Here is a 13,867-nt window from a genome sequence, read left to right as displayed (position 1 = left end):
TCCGATTTGGCAAGTACTGTAAATTCGGGGATATAGTCCCTGTTTGGATACTATTGGGAAAACACGCATGAAACGGCGCGACTTTGCCCGTCGTCCCGGCTGCTCGGTCGAGGCGACGCTGGATCTGATCGACGGCAAGTGGAAGGGCGTGATCCTCTATCACCTCCAGGACGGCACCCAGCGCTTTGGCGAATTGCGCCGCCGGATGCCCGGCATCACCCAGCGCATGCTGACAAAACAGCTTCGCGCACTGGAGGAGGACAAGCTCGTCATCCGCAAGGTCTATGCCGAGGTGCCGCCGCGCGTGGAGTATTGCCTCTCCGAGCTGGGCGAGAGCCTCAAGCCGGTGATCGATATTTTGAAGGCCTGGGGCGAGAGCCATCAGCAGCGGCTCTCATGTGTGCCGGCACCGGAGGTCGCGAAGAAGCCGAAGCGCGCGGCGTGACTTTAGAGACGCTGTTGCCAACCTCTCCGTGTCGTCCCTGCGAACGCAGGGACCCATACCGCGTGATCTTGCGGTTGTGATTGGTCGCAGTACCAACGAAGAGTCTTCGCCAAACCGCTCCCTGTGGTTATGGGTCCCGGGTTCGCGCTTCGCGCGCCCCGGGACGACAGTTGTGTCTCAGAACGCGAACTGCGTGCGCATCGCGACCGCGTCGAAGTTCGAGCCGACATTGGCGGTCGAGACCGGCGAGGCCTGCCTCGACACCGTGCCATGCAGATAGTCGAGCATGAAGCGGACATTGCCGTTGACGTACCAGTTGAGCGCGAGCGTGTAGACCGTCTGCCGTCCGCCGGCGACGCCGTTGGCGGTTGCGAGCTGATCGTTGAGGTCGATCGTCGAGAATCGCCCCGCGATCTCCCAAGCGCCCCAGCCGCCGCCGTCGAGCGAGAACGGATGTGCCGGCTTGACGCCGTTATAAGCCGCATTCGCTGCGTTGTAGGTCCGGCCTTCGCCCGTCAGCACGTAGCCGGCCTGCGCATAGCCGCCCTGGAATTTCAGGCTCGGCAAGCCGGTCGGTAGCACCGATGTATTCGCACTGCGGTCGATATTGTACCAGAAGTACTCGCCCTGAACGATGAGCGGACCGTACGTCGCCGCCGCTTCGACGCTGTAGACCTGCGCGCCCGAGACGTTGGCCATCGCGCCGGTCGAGATCAGCGTCGTCGGATCGATGCGCAGCTCCGGACGATCGCTGAGCGTCAGCGTCTGTGTGTTCGCGATCAGATTGCGCGGCGGCTGGATCAGCCATTCCGCATCGACGCCGATATGCACCGAATAGTCCTTGCCGCTGATCGGATTGCCGGCAATGCGCGCCACGGCGCCATATTGCTCGCTGGTGCCCGCCGGTGCCGCGCTCGAGGCCGAGTGGATCGCACCGGTCGACGGTCCCGTGACATAGCCGCCGATCCAGAGCTGGTCGTTGTACCAGCGCGTGCCGGCCGCGGAGCGGAAGTCACCGGCGGCGATGTTCGTGGCGATGACGCCGGGCGAAGCACGCTCCATGAACATGATGTCGTTGGAGCTCGTGGCCTCGTCCAGAGTGTAGGGCAGGTCCATGATGCCGGCCTCGATCGCCATCCTGCCGCCGAACGGTTTCAGGCCGGTATAGCTCAGATAGGCATTCTCGACGCCGGAGACGCCGCCGCCCGGCAGCGAGCCCGGGGCCGCGCCGCCAAATCCGTCGGAGGAACCGCCGAAGTCGTAGACCAGCGCGAAATTCCAGTCGTTGAAGAACTTGCCGGCGACGCCGATGCGCGCGCGCCGGACGTTCTCGCCGCTGTCGAGCTTCTGCGGCACGGTGGCTGCTGTATTGGGACGATAGTCATAGCCGCCGACATCCCAATGCAGGCGTCCGGTGATGGCGACGCAGTTGGCCTGGTCGGCGGTGCAGATGGTCGGCCGGTTGTTCGGCATCGTGACGATGACGCCGGGTGCTGGCGGGGCGCCCTTGATCGGGAATGTCGCGTTCGCATTGGCCACGACCGCCTTGGCCTCCGAGCGCGCCTCGGCCTTCGCTTCGGCCTTTGCTTCGGCCCTGGCCTTCGCCGTGGCCGCCGTGTTCGCGGCGGTCTGGCTCTGAAGCTTGTCGAGCTTCTGCTCCAGCATCTTCAGCTGCTGCTTCAGCAGCGCGATCTCCTGGTCGCTGCTGCTTGCCGTTTGGGCCTGGGCTTGCGAGGCCGCCAGCGCGCCGGCGAGACCAATCGCCGTGGCTGCAATTCTTGTTCTACTCACGTTACGCCTCCATCGTTAGACGAACTTCCCCAAGTCGCTGGCGGAGAGCCTAGGTGTGATCGATGACTGCCCCGCGACGCTACGCCCAATTGCGCGGTTCCCACTGATGTAAATTCGCCGCAACCGAATCCGCTCGGCACCACCATGCAAGATGACGCGCATCATGCCAATTGGCCGCTCGGGCAAATTGCCGATTCGCACGCTGGGCTTGCATGCCGGTCACACGGGAAGGGGCCTGAAAATGCCGCCTGGCGCCCTTCTATTGGCGGGCGAACGCGCCTATATTCCGGCGTCTTTTCCGAGAGGTAGGAATGTTTCGATCGACCCGGACCGCCGTCGTCACGGCGTTGTGCATTGCGTTTTCAGCCCACTTCAATCCGGCCGCCGCGCAGGACCGCCGAGTTCCGTCCTCACCCGCCGAACTGCGGCTGTCCTATGCACCGATCGTGCAGCGGGTGCAGCCGGCCGTCGTCAACGTCTACGCGGCCAAGGTGGTGCAGAACCGCAACCCGCTGCTGGACGACCCGATCTTCCGCCGCTTCTTCGGCGTACCGGGCCAGCAGCCCGAGCAGATGCAGCGCTCGCTCGGCTCCGGCGTCATCGTCGATGCCTCGGGCCTCGTCGTTACCAATGTCCACGTCATCGAGGGCGCGGACCAGGTGAAAGTGTCGCTGTCGGACAAGCGCGAATTCGAGGCCGAGATCCTGCTGAAGGATACGCGCACCGATCTCGCCGTGCTGCGCCTGAAGGACACCAAGGAGAAGTTTCCGACGCTGGACTTCACCAATTCCGATGAGCTGCTGGTCGGCGACGTCGTGCTCGCGATCGGCAATCCCTTCGGCGTCGGCCAGACCGTGACCCACGGCATCATCTCGGCGCTCGCGCGCACCCAGGTCGGCATCACCGACTACCAGTTCTTCATCCAGACCGATGCGGCGATCAATCCCGGCAATTCCGGCGGCGCGCTGGTCGACATGGGCGGAAAGCTCGCCGGCATCAACACCGCGATCTATTCGCGCTCGGGCGGCTCGCAAGGCATCGGCTTTGCGATCCCCGCCAACATGGTGCGCGTCGTCGTTGCCTCCGCCAAGAGCGGCGGCAAGGCGGTGAAGCGTCCCTGGCTCGGCGCGAAACTCCAGGCGGTGACGCCCGAGATCGCCGAAAGCCTCGGCCTGCGTTCGCCGACCGGCGCGCTGGTCGCGAGCGTGGTCTCGAGCGGCCCCGCGGCCAAGGCCGGTCTGAAATCGTCCGATCTCATCACCGGGATCGACGGCCAGACCGTGGATGATCCCAACGCTTTTGATTATCGCTTCGCGACGCGTCCGCTCGGCGGCACCGCGCAGATCGACGTGCAGCGCGCCGGCAAGCCGCTCAAGGTCACGATCGCGCTCGAGACCGCGCCCGACACCGGCCGCAACGAGCTCGTGATCACCGCGCGTTCGCCGTTCCAGGGCGCGAAGATCTCAACCATCACGCCGGCGGTCGCCGACGAGCTGCATCTGGACGCCGACACCGAAGGCGTCGTGGTCACCGATCTCGGCGGCGACAGCGCGGCGGCGAATGTCGGCTTCCAGAAGGGCGACATCATCCTGGCCGTCAACAACCAGAAGATCAGCAGGACCGGCGACCTCGAAAAGGCGGCGGGCGAACGCCCGCGGATCTGGCGCATCACGCTGGTGCGCGGTGGCCAGCAGATCAACGTCACGCTGGGCGGATGAGCCCGAAGCGACCCCAGGAGACGCCAACTCTCTTCGCCGCGGCGGGGCTCGACCACGAGGCTCCGCATCCGCTGCCGGACCGGCTGCGCCCGCGCGCGTTGTCGGAGGTCGTAGGCCAGGACCACATCCTCGGCCCCGACGGTGCGCTGACGCGCATGCTGGAGACGCGCACGCTGGGATCGCTGGTGTTCTGGGGCCCGCCCGGCACCGGCAAGACCACGGTGGCGCGGCTGCTCGCGGATGCGACGGACCTGCATTTCGAGCAGATCTCCGCGGTGTTCTCCGGCGTTGCCGATCTGAAGAAGGCGTTCGATGCCGCACGCGCCCGCCGCGAGATGGGCAAGGGTACGCTCTTGTTCGTCGACGAGGTGCATCGCTTCAACCGCGCCCAGCAGGATTCGTTTCTGCCGGTGATGGAGGACGGTACGGTGGTCATGGTCGGCGCCACCACCGAAAACCCGTCCTTCGAGCTCAACGCGGCGCTTCTGTCCCGCGCGCGCGTGCTGGTGTTTCGCTCGCTCGACGCGGCCGCGATCGAAAAGCTGTTCGCGCATGCCGAGGAGGTCGAGGGCCGCAAGCTGCCGCTCGACGCGGAAGCGCGCGCGGTGCTGGTGCGCATGGCCGACGGCGATGGCCGCGCATCGCTGACGCTCGCCGAGGAGGTCTGGCGTTCGGCGCGGGCGGACGAGATTTTCAATGCCGCACAGCTGCAGGACATCCTGCAACGCCGCGCGCCGATCTACGACAAATCGGCCGATGGCCATTACAATTTGATCTCGGCGCTGCATAAGTCGGTGCGCGGCTCAGATCCCGATGCCGCGCTGTATTACCTCGCGCGCATGCTCGACGCCGGCGAGGATCCGCTGTTCCTGGCCCGCCGCGTGGTACGCATGGCGGTCGAGGACATCGGGCTCGCCGACCCGCAGGCGCTCGTCATCGCCAACGCCGCCAAGGACGCCTTCGATTTCCTCGGCCACCCCGAGGGCGAGCTCGCGATCGCCCAGGCCGTGGTCTATCTCGCCACCGCGCCGAAATCGAATGCGGTCTACACCGCCTTCGGCACGGCGATGCAGGTCGCAAAGCAAGCGGGCTCGCTGCTGCCGCCAAAGCACATTCTCAATTCCCCGACCAAGCTGATGAAGTCGGAAGGCTACGGCGCAGCCTACGAGTATGACCACGACGCCCCCGACGCCTTCTCCGGCCAGGACTACTTCCCGGAGGCCTTGGGCCGTCAGACCTTCTACGACCCGCCCGAACGTGGTTTCGAGCGCGAGATCAGGAAGCGGCTGGATTACTGGTCAAAGCTGCGGAAGGAGCGGGGCGGCTCGCGCTAGAAACGGCCATTTCGCCGTGACGGCAGCCGGCTTTTAGGGTAGGCAGGCAACCATGAGCCGCCGCATCAAAAGAACCGATCCTAAGCCCCGTTCGCGCGACGAGCGCAAGGAATCGCGCCCGTTCAAGGCGCGCAGCGCGAAGACGGCCGGGCCGCGACCGGGCGGCAAGCCCGGCAGCAAGCCGCCGCGCTTTGCGGGCGAGCGTGCCGAGCGGCGGCTGCCCAAAGCCGAGCCGGAACGGGCTGCGCCGGAAAAGCCCGTCGAAGCCTTGCTGCCGACCAAGGTGCAGACCGTCAAAGTGACGGCCGACGAGAACAACATGCGCGTCGATCGTTTTCTCGAAGCGCGCTTTCCCGGCCTCTCGTTCTCCCACATCCAGCGCGTCGTGCGCAAAGGCGAGCTGCGCGTCGACGGCAAGCGTGTCGACAGCAAGGACCGCCTGGAGGAGGGCCAGAGCGTCCGCATCCCGCCGCTGAAGCTCGACACGCCGAAGACGGCCGGCCCGCTGTCGGAAGCCGCGCAGAAGACGCTGGCCGCGCTCAAGGAGATGACGATCTGGGAGGACGACGACGTCCTCGTCCTGAACAAGCCCGCCGGTCTTGCCGTGCAGGGCGGCTCGGGCATGACGCGGCACATCGATCAGATGCTGGAGGTGATGCGCGATTCCAAGGGCCAGAAGCCGCGGCTCGTGCACCGTATCGACAGGGAGACCTCGGGCTGCCTCCTGATCGCCAAGACGCGCTTTGCCGCCTCGCATCTGACCGGCGCGTTCCGCTCGCGGTCCGCGCGAAAGACCTATTGGGCGCTGGTGCCGGGGCTGCCGAAGCCCAAGCAGGGCCGCATCTCGACTTTCCTTGCGAAGGAGGAGAGCGAGGACGACACCATCATGCGCATCGCGCAGCATGGCGACGACGGCGCCAGCCACGCGGTGACGTACTATGCGGTGGTCGAGACCGCCGGCAACAAGCTGACCTGGGTATCGCTCAAGCCCGTGACGGGCCGCACCCACCAGCTGCGCGCCCATATGGAACATATCGGCCACCCCATCGTCGGCGATCCCAAATATTTCAACATCGAGAACTGGCAGCTGCCGGGCGGCCTGCAAAACCGGCTCCATCTGCTCGCGCGTCGCATCGTCATTCCGCATCCGCGCGGCGGCGTAATCGACGCCAGCGCGCCATTGCCGCCGCACATGCAGCAATCGTGGAATCTGCTCGGGCTCGACGCAACCAGGTTCGATCCGATCGAGAACGCGCCCGAAGAATAGCCGGGTTGAACAGAGGCGGCCGAAGCACAACATCTGCTCCATGAAACGGATCTCGATCCTCTTCGTGGTTGCGACGGCGCTGCTCGCGGGGCAGGGCGCCCAGGCGCAGTATCTGCTGCCCGGCGCCTCGCGGTACAATCTTCCGCCATCTTCACCCCCACCGCCGCCGAAGATCGAGGTGCCGAAGATCCCGCAGTTCGACGCGCCGCCGAACTACAATTACCGGCCGCTCCCCCGCAATTCATTCAGCGACCGCGTCACGAGGTGTCTCGACGATGCCGCGGCCGCGGGGCTGGGTCCCGCCGATCGGGCCACCTATGCGCGCAGTTGCGCGAACTAGCAGGATCTGGGCCTGTTCGCGCGCCTCTATCCCCCGGCTCCGGGGTGTGGAAGATGCCGCAAGTTCCCTCATACCTGCCGCTCGCTTTATCGGCAGCCGGTCTTATCTTAGAACCCCGGCATTCAGCGGCGGAGCCCGAAGACTCAAGATGCGCGAATTGTTCGATGAAGCTGCGGGGCGATCCCCGCTCGATCCGCAGGAATCGGTCCGCCAGGCCGCGCGCGCGCCGCAGCGCAAGCGCTTCTACAAGGAGGCGGGCGTCGCTGATGCGGAGGGCGGCTTCGCCATCACGCTCGACGGCAAGCCGATCCGCACGCCGTCCGGCCGCCAGGTGGTGATCCCGTCGCGCGCGCTGGCCGATGCGGTCGCCTCGGAATGGGCGGCTCAGGGCGAGACGATCGATCCCGTGACCATGCCGCTGACGCGGATCGCCAACAGTGTCGTCGAGGGGGTCATCGATCGCGTCGAGCTCGTCAGCGACGACCTCGCAAAATACTTCGAGACCGACCTGCTGTTCTATCGCGCCGGGAATCCCGAAGGGCTGGTCGCCCGCGAGGCCGCGCATTGGGATCCCGTGCTGTTCTGGGCTGCGCAGACGCTGGGGGCGCATTTCATCCTGTCCGAGGGCATCATGCATGTGAAGCAGCCGGAGGAGGCGGTTCAGGCCGCCCGCGCGGCGCTGCCCGGGGATGCCTGGTCGGTGGCGGCGCTCCATGTGGTCACGACCCTGACCGGCTCGGCGCTGCTGGCGCTGGCGCTCGCCCATGGCGTCCGCGATGCCGGCCAGGTCTGGGCCGCAGCCCATGTCGACGAGGACTGGAACGCCGAGAAATGGGGCGTGGACGAGGAGGCAGCCAGCCGCCGGGCCGCGCGCTTCAGGGATTTCGAGGCCGCCGTGACGGTTTTGGCAGCGGCGAAGCCGCAAGCGGCCGAAGGTCCTTAACGAGAGGTTTACGAGGGGGGCCTTAGGGTGGGGCCAGCGTTCTCTGGGCCCCTTCAGATGCCGGCGCCGATAAGCTCGATCATTCCCGTCAGTGCTGCCAGCCCTGTTGCTGATGCGGCGACGCCCGATCTCGTGCTGCAGGCCGGCAGCGTCGTCGACGCCCGGGTCGTCAGCGTGCTCGCCGACAATCTGGTGCGGATCGCGATCGCCAATCTCACGATGGACGTGGCGTCGGAGGTGGCGCTGACATCAGGGCAAAATCTCCAGCTCGCGGTATCTCAGAACGACGGCACCATCCGGCTGGCCGTCATGAGCGGAGCAGGCGAGGCGACGGCCGATCAGATCATGCTGACACCGCGTGCGGCCGCGCTGGTGGAGAGCCCGTCGCTTGCGCCGTCAGCGAGCGCGGCACGCAATACGCTGACGCCATTGGAGCAGGTCGCTGTCACCGCGGCTTCGGCCGAGGCGGTCACAAAACAGGGCAGCCAGGCGCCGCTGTTCGCCAATCTGGCCGCCGTCGTCACCGGCAGCGATCTGCCGGCGGGACTGAAGCAGGCGGTCCTGGATGTGCTGGCGCAGCAGACGCCGCTCAACACCGGGCTCGATGGCGGCGACATCGAATCCGCCTTCCAGAAGTCGGGCCTGTTCCTCGAGGCTTCGCTGGCCGCAGGCACGACGCCGTCGGCCGGCACGATGCCTGACCTGAAGGCGGCACTGCTGGTGCTGCGCCAGACGCTGGCCACGCTCGAGACCGCCGGGCCGCAGGGCGCCGCGATCTCCGCTGGCGCCACGGCCGCGCCGCAGGTCGCCGCCGCGCCGGTTCGGACTGCAGGTGAGGCCGCGCAAGCCGCATTGCCGTCAAACGAACCTGAGATCGCCCAACAGCCGCAAATGCCGCGCAGCGCCAATCTCGCGGCCGCTGTGCTCGCCGACATCGCCGGCAACGCCCCGCAGGCCGCGATGCCGCGAACCATGTCCGCCGGCCTGGCGGCGAGTCTCTTGCAGGAGGTCACGCAAAACCTGCCGCGCATGACGGGCAATGTGCCCGGCTCGAACAAGGCCGTGCCCGACGGACATATCTTCGAGGCGGCCGCGCGCGCGACGCCACCGCCATTCCGCGGCGCATTGCCGGCGCCTCAGTCCATCGCCTCGCCATCGCTCGCGCCGGATACGCCGCTGACGACGACCGTGCATCGCCTGCTCGACGACACCGATGCCGCGATCGCGCGGCAGACCTTGCTTCAGGTCGCCTCGCTCCCGGACCGCGTCGACGCCAGTGGCCATCGCATCGACCCGGCCGTGCCGCAGTGGAATTTCGAGATTCCCTTCGCAACGCCGCAGGGCACCGCGATGGCGCAGTTCGAGATCTCGCGCGACGGCGGCAACGAATCCGGCGATCCCGCCAAGCGCGCCTGGCGCGCGCGCTTCACGCTCAATGTCGAGCCGGCCGGTCCCGTGCACGCCTTGATCACTCTGAACGGCGACAAGACTTTTGTGCGGATGTGGGCGGAGCGGCCGGCGACGGCGCAGCAGCTACGTGCCGGCATCGGCGAGCTCAACCAGGCCCTGACGCGAGCCGAGCTCAAGCCCGGTGACATCCTGGTCCGCGACGGCACGCCGCCGCAGCCTGCACCGGCTCGCGCCGGCCACTTCCTGGATCGCGCCACATGAGCGACCAGACCAAGCTCGCGATCGCGCTGCATTACGAGAAGGGCACCAATGCCCCCGTCGTCGTCGCCAAGGGCAAGGGCACGATCGGCGAAAAGATCGTCGAGATCGCGAAGGCCAACGACATCCCGATCGAGGAGAACGAGATTTTGGCCGGCGCGTTGTCCAAGGTCGAGCTCGGCGAGGAGATTCCGCCCGACCTCTACAAGGCCGTCGCCGAAGTGCTGGTGTTCGTGCTGCGGCTGTCGGGCCGGGGGCGCTAGAAACAAGCTGTCATCGTTTCACCACGATAGCGGCTGCATGGTCGCGCCGACTCCCATGGCTCAACGGACATCGCCCTTGCTCACCCGCCGTTCCACCCTTGGCCTTCTCGCCGCAACTGCGTTCCTGCCGCAGCGTGCGTTCGCCCATGTCGCGCCGCCGCGCAACGAGATCCGTGACAGCCTCGCAAAGCGCTTCACCGACCTCGGCACGTCAGGCACCTTCATCGGCTACAAGGTCGAGGACTATCTGATCGTCGCCAGCGACAAGGAGCGTTCGGGCGAGGCGAAGCTGCCGGCCTCGACCTTCAAGATCCCGAACTCGCTGATCGCGCTCGAGACCGGCGTGGTCACCGATCCCGACAAGGACGTGTTCCCGTGGGACGGTGTGAAGCGTCCGATCGAAGTCTGGAACAAGGATCACACGCTGCGCAGCGCGATCGCGGTCAGCGCCGTGCCGGTCTATCAGGAGATCGCGCGCCGGATCGGCCAGGAGCGCATGCAAAAGTATGTCGATCTGTTCGACTACGGCAATCGCGATATCGGCGGCGGCATCGACCAGTTCTGGCTCACCGGCAACTTGCGCATCGATCCGGTCGAGCAGGTCGATTTCGTCGACCGGCTGCGCCGCCGCGCGCTGCCGGTCAGTAAGCGCAGCCAGGATCTCGTCGCTGACATTCTGCCGGCGACCAAGGTTGGCGATAGCGTCATTCGCGCCAAGTCCGGGCTCTTGGGCGCCGAGCGCGGCGAGCCGTCGCTCGGCTGGATGGTGGGCTGGGCCGAAAAGGGCGAGGCCCACACCGTGTTCGCGCTCAACATGGATTGCAAGGAGCCGCGTCTCATCGGCGAGCGCATGCCGCTGACGCAAGCCTGCCTTGCCGAGATCGGCGCGATTTAGCGTGACCGCGCTGGTGCGCGCGAACCCGCTCGACTAGCATCGTCCCGACCAAGCAAGAAAAAAGGTCGGGAGGATAATAATGAACTCAACGCCGCTCTGGTTGTCGTCACTCACGCTGGCCGCAGCTGGCGGCTGGCTCGCCGCAACGATGTTTGCCGCGCCCGCCACCAGCAAGGAGCCGCGCTTTCCGCAGCTCACCATGGCTCAGTTGGATGCCAAGCAGAAGCCGCTCGGCGAGCAGATCATGAAGGTGTCGAGCGTCGGGATCGGCGGGCCCTACAATCCCATGATCCGCAGCCCCGTGCTCGGCCAGCGCCTGTTCGACCTGTTCTATTATCTGCGCTGGGAAACCTCGGTCCCGACCAAGCTCAACGAGTTTGCGATCCTGATCATCGGGCGGCAGTGGCGTTCGCAGGTGGAATGGTTCGCGCACGCGCCGCTTGCGGCCAAGGCGGGATTGTCATCCGACATCATCGCGGAGCTGAAGGCCAACAAGCGCCCGTCGAAGATGGCCGAGGACGAGACGGCGGTCTACGACTTCGTCACCGAGCTCACCACGACCAAGAAGGTTTCTGATGAGACCTACGCGCGTGCGAAGAAGCTGTTCAACGATCAGCAGATCGTCGACCTTACCGCGCTTGCCGGCAATTACGTGATGGTCGCGATGCTGCTGGCGATGGCGGAGGAGACCGTGCCGCCGGACAAGCAGGAGCCGTTCAAGCCGGGTGAGCCGTAGGAATTCGCGACAAACTTGCGAAGCCGTAGGGTGGGCAAAGGCGCGTAGCGCCGTGCCCACCATCTCTCCATGCCGGGATCTGCAATTTGGTGGGCACGCTTCCGCCTTCGCTCTTCGAGCTACGGCGGACAAGTCGCTTTGCCCACCCTACGGCATCTCGTCTCGGACCCACTATCCCAGCTTGAACAGCGCCTGCAAGAAATCCTCCACGGCCTTCCGCGACTCCGCCGCCGTCGCGGGATTGCCGCCGACATGCGGGTTCAGCTCGACGCAGGAATCCTTGTAGGTGAAGGGCGCGTTCGTATCGCCATTCATCAGCACACCGCCGTCGCCTTCCTTGATCCGGCAGTTGCGCACGGTTTGCGCATTGGCCGACACCGCAACGGTGCTGACGCCGAGCAGGCCGCTGTCAAAACCGTGGGCGCTGTCGGGATATTCGGTCAGCACCACGTCGCGGCCGGCTGTCTTGAGCCGTTCGACGAACGCCTTGCAGCTCTTCACGGGATTGTAGTCATCCGGCGTGCCGTGGAAGATGCGGATCGGGCGCGCGGCGACCTCGGCGTCGCTCTGATACGTTGTCGAGCAATCCGGATAGAACGGGATGTAGGCGGCGAACTGGATGCCGGACTTGTTCCAAAGCTTGTTGAAGCGTTCCAGGCTCGCATAAAGCGTCGCCTGACCACCGCGCGAAAACCCCATCAGCACGATGCGGTCAGGATCGACGCGCGGATGTTTTGCGAGGATCTCCAGCGAACGGTAGATGTCGACGATCAGGTTGAGCCGGCCGAGCAGCGCCTGGTTCGGCCCGACCACCGTCAGCCCGCGGCCGGTGAAGCCGTCGATCACGAAGGTGGATATGCCCATGGCGTTGAACGCGTGCACCCAGGCCTCGGTGGTCGCGCCGACGCCGCTCGAGCCGTGCATCAGCACCACGACGGGGAGTTTTCCGGTGCCCTGCGCAACACGGAATTCACCTGCGACCGTCACCGGCTTGCCGGCCGCCGCGTCGCCGCTGAGAAACTGCTGGTCGGAGAGGGTGAGCGAGGGGATCGGGTAGATCTCGGCGCGGGTGGCGACTTCCTTGGGGAGGGATTGTGCATTGGCGCCAGTGAACAAGGCCGAACCGTAAAGCGTGATGAGCGTCGCAACGACGCGGAATGCCGTCGGCATCGGATCCTCCCTTATGATTATTGTTGAGTAGAACGACGGGCTTGCGCGGTGTCAATTTCGCACCGTCAGCTTCCACAGCCTCAGGCGGTATCTGTCTTCTTCGCCGTCAGCGCCTGGTCGATCGCAAAGCCGCCGATCTCGCTCATCGCCTGTGAGATCACGTCGCCCTTGCGGGCAAAACCGGCGGAGAGGAAATCGAACTGGGTGCGTGCCAGACGCAGCATCTCGGTCGGCACGGGGACCACGGTCTCGTTGAAACTGTCGACGGAGGCGCGCAGCGTCTCGAGCTCGGTCGTGAGCTTGCCGATATGGCTCTCGGCATGTTGCATCAGGCCGAGCAGCTTGTCGCGCTCGGCGTCGAACGCCGTGCGCTCGGCCGCGGCTGCCGCGGTGACCTCGGCAAGCTGGCCGCGCAGCGCATCGAGTTGCTTGACCATGGCATCGGAGGCCATCTCACCGGCCTCGCGCAGCTCGCTGTTGCGTGTGTTCTCTTCGTGCTCCTCGTGATAGAGGCGTTCCGCCGACATCGCCCGATGCGCCAGCGACTCGATCAGGCTCGCAGCGCGCAGCAACATCTCGCCGTTCCGTCCCGACACCATGCTGGCCATGCGTCGCAGGAAGTCGGTCGTTTCGGACGATGAGCTCGGCGGCAGTGGGACGACCGTCGCGGACATGGGGTGATGCTTGCAGCCGGAAATGATGACCGCCGCCGTACCGACTGAGCCCACGCAACATTCGGCGCCTGATCGCTGGGCTTGAAGCAAGCCTGAATCGGCCGGCCCGGTCAACGGGCGAGGGCCGACAAAATGGCGGTCTCCCGCCGCACGAGCGCCGGGATCACGCGTCCTTCTGCCGCCCGATCCGGCCGAGATGGGTGAAGCCGAACCCGGCCGAATATTTCAGGCCATAGCCGAGCGCCCGGTCGAGGCCGATATGGGCGAGCCAGATCAGGGCGATGGACAGGGTGAGGGGGGAGGCGAAGCCGAAGCCCAGCGTCAGCAGCGTCACCGGCGCCATGTAGCTGTGGGCGGCATTGTAGACCAGCGCCCCGAATTTGGCGTCGGCAAGGTAGGCCAGGAAGCTCAGATCGGGGACGAAGAAGAGCAGGGCGAACACCAGCCACGAGCCGTCCCAGGACGCGTAGAGCATCACCATCCCCGCGAACAGGGTCAGGCCCTCCAGCCGCAGCAGGATCTTGACGCCGCCGGTCGCCGCGCCCGTCTCGGCCGTTGCCTCATCCATCGTCGTCTCCCAGGCAAAACTTTGTAATTCCTTGCGCTTTCACGCTGCGGCAGGG

14 protein-coding genes are annotated in these 13,867 nt (G+C 66.0%); 10 read left to right on the top strand and 4 right to left on the bottom strand.

The window, feature by feature from the left end:
* The first annotated feature begins 67 nt into the window (after window positions 1–67).
* Entirely contained in the window at window positions 68–445 is a 378-nt protein-coding gene (locus tag NLM25_RS27355; protein ID WP_254139065.1) for a helix-turn-helix domain-containing protein, read from the top strand.
* A gap of 177 nt (window positions 446–622) precedes the next feature.
* Here NLM25_RS27355 and NLM25_RS27350 read toward each other — a convergent pair whose 3' ends face one another.
* A complete protein-coding gene (locus tag NLM25_RS27350) occupies window positions 623–2,236 on the bottom strand; it encodes an OprO/OprP family phosphate-selective porin (RefSeq protein WP_254120440.1) in 1,614 nt (537 codons plus the stop codon).
* A 311-nt stretch (window positions 2,237–2,547) separates the two neighbouring features.
* Between NLM25_RS27350 and NLM25_RS27345 the strand changes: the two genes are divergently transcribed.
* The 9 genes from NLM25_RS27345 (at window position 2,548) to NLM25_RS27305 (ending at window position 11,400) form a co-directional block, all read left to right on the top strand.
* Window positions 2,548–3,954, top strand: coding sequence for a DegQ family serine endoprotease (locus NLM25_RS27345; RefSeq protein ID WP_254139064.1), 1,407 nt, complete (start codon window positions 2,548–2,550; stop codon window positions 3,952–3,954).
* A complete protein-coding gene (locus NLM25_RS27340; RefSeq protein WP_254139063.1) occupies window positions 3,951–5,288 on the top strand; it encodes a replication-associated recombination protein A in 1,338 nt (445 codons plus the stop codon). The genes NLM25_RS27345 and NLM25_RS27340 overlap by 4 nt, the downstream gene beginning before the upstream one ends.
* Before the next feature lie 52 nt (window positions 5,289–5,340).
* Window positions 5,341–6,555, top strand: a complete 1,215-nt coding sequence (locus NLM25_RS27335) for an RluA family pseudouridine synthase (RefSeq protein ID WP_254120434.1) — start codon at window positions 5,341–5,343, stop codon at window positions 6,553–6,555.
* A gap of 40 nt (window positions 6,556–6,595) precedes the next feature.
* Window positions 6,596–6,895, top strand: coding sequence for a hypothetical protein (locus NLM25_RS27330; protein WP_254139062.1), 300 nt, complete (start codon window positions 6,596–6,598; stop codon window positions 6,893–6,895).
* Between the two features lie 148 nt (window positions 6,896–7,043).
* Window positions 7,044–7,838, top strand: coding sequence for an ATP12 family chaperone protein (locus NLM25_RS27325; protein WP_254139061.1), 795 nt, complete (start codon window positions 7,044–7,046; stop codon window positions 7,836–7,838).
* A gap of 57 nt (window positions 7,839–7,895) precedes the next feature.
* Window positions 7,896–9,509: a flagellar hook-length control protein FliK gene (locus NLM25_RS27320; RefSeq protein WP_254139060.1), complete on the top strand. Its 1,614-nt coding sequence runs from the start codon at window positions 7,896–7,898 to the stop codon at window positions 9,507–9,509.
* Window positions 9,506–9,769, top strand: a complete 264-nt coding sequence (locus NLM25_RS27315; RefSeq protein ID WP_254139059.1) for an EscU/YscU/HrcU family type III secretion system export apparatus switch protein — start codon at window positions 9,506–9,508, stop codon at window positions 9,767–9,769. Before NLM25_RS27320 ends, NLM25_RS27315 begins: the two co-directional genes overlap by 4 nt.
* Before the next feature lie 55 nt (window positions 9,770–9,824).
* Entirely contained in the window at window positions 9,825–10,664 is an 840-nt protein-coding gene (blaOXA, locus tag NLM25_RS27310) for a class D beta-lactamase (protein WP_375167845.1), read from the top strand.
* Between the two features lie 79 nt (window positions 10,665–10,743).
* Window positions 10,744–11,400 carry a carboxymuconolactone decarboxylase family protein gene (locus tag NLM25_RS27305; protein ID WP_254139057.1) on the top strand — a complete coding sequence of 219 codons (657 nt, stop codon included), beginning with the start codon at window positions 10,744–10,746 and terminating at the stop codon, window positions 11,398–11,400.
* A 171-nt stretch (window positions 11,401–11,571) separates the two neighbouring features.
* Here NLM25_RS27305 and NLM25_RS27300 read toward each other — a convergent pair whose 3' ends face one another.
* The 3 genes from NLM25_RS27300 to NLM25_RS27290 all read right to left on the bottom strand — a co-directional run bounded on the left by NLM25_RS27300 (window position 11,572) and on the right by NLM25_RS27290 (window position 13,812).
* Window positions 11,572–12,570: a dienelactone hydrolase family protein gene (locus NLM25_RS27300; RefSeq protein ID WP_254139056.1), complete on the bottom strand. Its 999-nt coding sequence runs from the start codon at window positions 12,568–12,570 to the stop codon at window positions 11,572–11,574.
* 80 nt (window positions 12,571–12,650) lie between these two features.
* Window positions 12,651–13,244: a hypothetical protein gene (locus NLM25_RS27295; RefSeq protein ID WP_254139055.1), complete on the bottom strand. Its 594-nt coding sequence runs from the start codon at window positions 13,242–13,244 to the stop codon at window positions 12,651–12,653.
* Window positions 13,245–13,407: 163 nt separating this feature from the next.
* Window positions 13,408–13,812 (bottom strand): DUF4260 domain-containing protein, encoded by a 405-nt coding sequence (locus NLM25_RS27290; protein ID WP_254120421.1) that lies wholly within the window; start codon window positions 13,810–13,812, stop codon window positions 13,408–13,410.
* Between the last annotated feature and the right edge of the window lie 55 nt (window positions 13,813–13,867).

Origin of the sequence: Bradyrhizobium sp. CCGB01 (genome assembly GCF_024199795.1) — a bacterium.
GTDB lineage: Bacteria > Pseudomonadota > Alphaproteobacteria > Rhizobiales > Xanthobacteraceae > Bradyrhizobium.
The sequence above is the reverse complement of the archived record's forward strand: the minus strand, read 5'-3'. Positions and strand labels throughout refer to the sequence as shown.

What these genes read in the sequence shown, in the direction of transcription:
- NLM25_RS27330 (WP_254139062.1), top strand. Translation starts at nt 6,596, where the DNA reads ATGAAACGGATCTCGATCCTCTTCGTGGTTGCGACGGCGCTGCTCGCG.
- NLM25_RS27325 (WP_254139061.1), top strand. Translation starts at nt 7,044, where the DNA reads ATGCGCGAATTGTTCGATGAAGCTGCGGGGCGATCCCCGCTCGATCCG.
- NLM25_RS27315 (WP_254139059.1), top strand. Translation starts at nt 9,506, where the DNA reads ATGAGCGACCAGACCAAGCTCGCGATCGCGCTGCATTACGAGAAGGGC.
- NLM25_RS27345 (WP_254139064.1), top strand. Translation starts at nt 2,548, where the DNA reads ATGTTTCGATCGACCCGGACCGCCGTCGTCACGGCGTTGTGCATTGCG.
- NLM25_RS27355 (WP_254139065.1), top strand. Translation starts at nt 68, where the DNA reads ATGAAACGGCGCGACTTTGCCCGTCGTCCCGGCTGCTCGGTCGAGGCG.
- NLM25_RS27340 (WP_254139063.1), top strand. Translation starts at nt 3,951, where the DNA reads ATGAGCCCGAAGCGACCCCAGGAGACGCCAACTCTCTTCGCCGCGGCG.
- NLM25_RS27320 (WP_254139060.1), top strand. Translation starts at nt 7,896, where the DNA reads ATGCCGGCGCCGATAAGCTCGATCATTCCCGTCAGTGCTGCCAGCCCT.
- NLM25_RS27305 (WP_254139057.1), top strand. Translation starts at nt 10,744, where the DNA reads ATGAACTCAACGCCGCTCTGGTTGTCGTCACTCACGCTGGCCGCAGCT.
- NLM25_RS27300 (WP_254139056.1), bottom strand. Translation starts at nt 12,570, where the DNA reads ATGCCGACGGCATTCCGCGTCGTTGCGACGCTCATCACGCTTTACGGT.
- NLM25_RS27295 (WP_254139055.1), bottom strand. Translation starts at nt 13,244, where the DNA reads ATGTCCGCGACGGTCGTCCCACTGCCGCCGAGCTCATCGTCCGAAACG.
- NLM25_RS27335 (WP_254120434.1), top strand. Translation starts at nt 5,341, where the DNA reads ATGAGCCGCCGCATCAAAAGAACCGATCCTAAGCCCCGTTCGCGCGAC.
- NLM25_RS27290 (WP_254120421.1), bottom strand. Translation starts at nt 13,812, where the DNA reads ATGGATGAGGCAACGGCCGAGACGGGCGCGGCGACCGGCGGCGTCAAG.
- blaOXA (WP_375167845.1), top strand. Translation starts at nt 9,825, where the DNA reads ATGGCTCAACGGACATCGCCCTTGCTCACCCGCCGTTCCACCCTTGGC.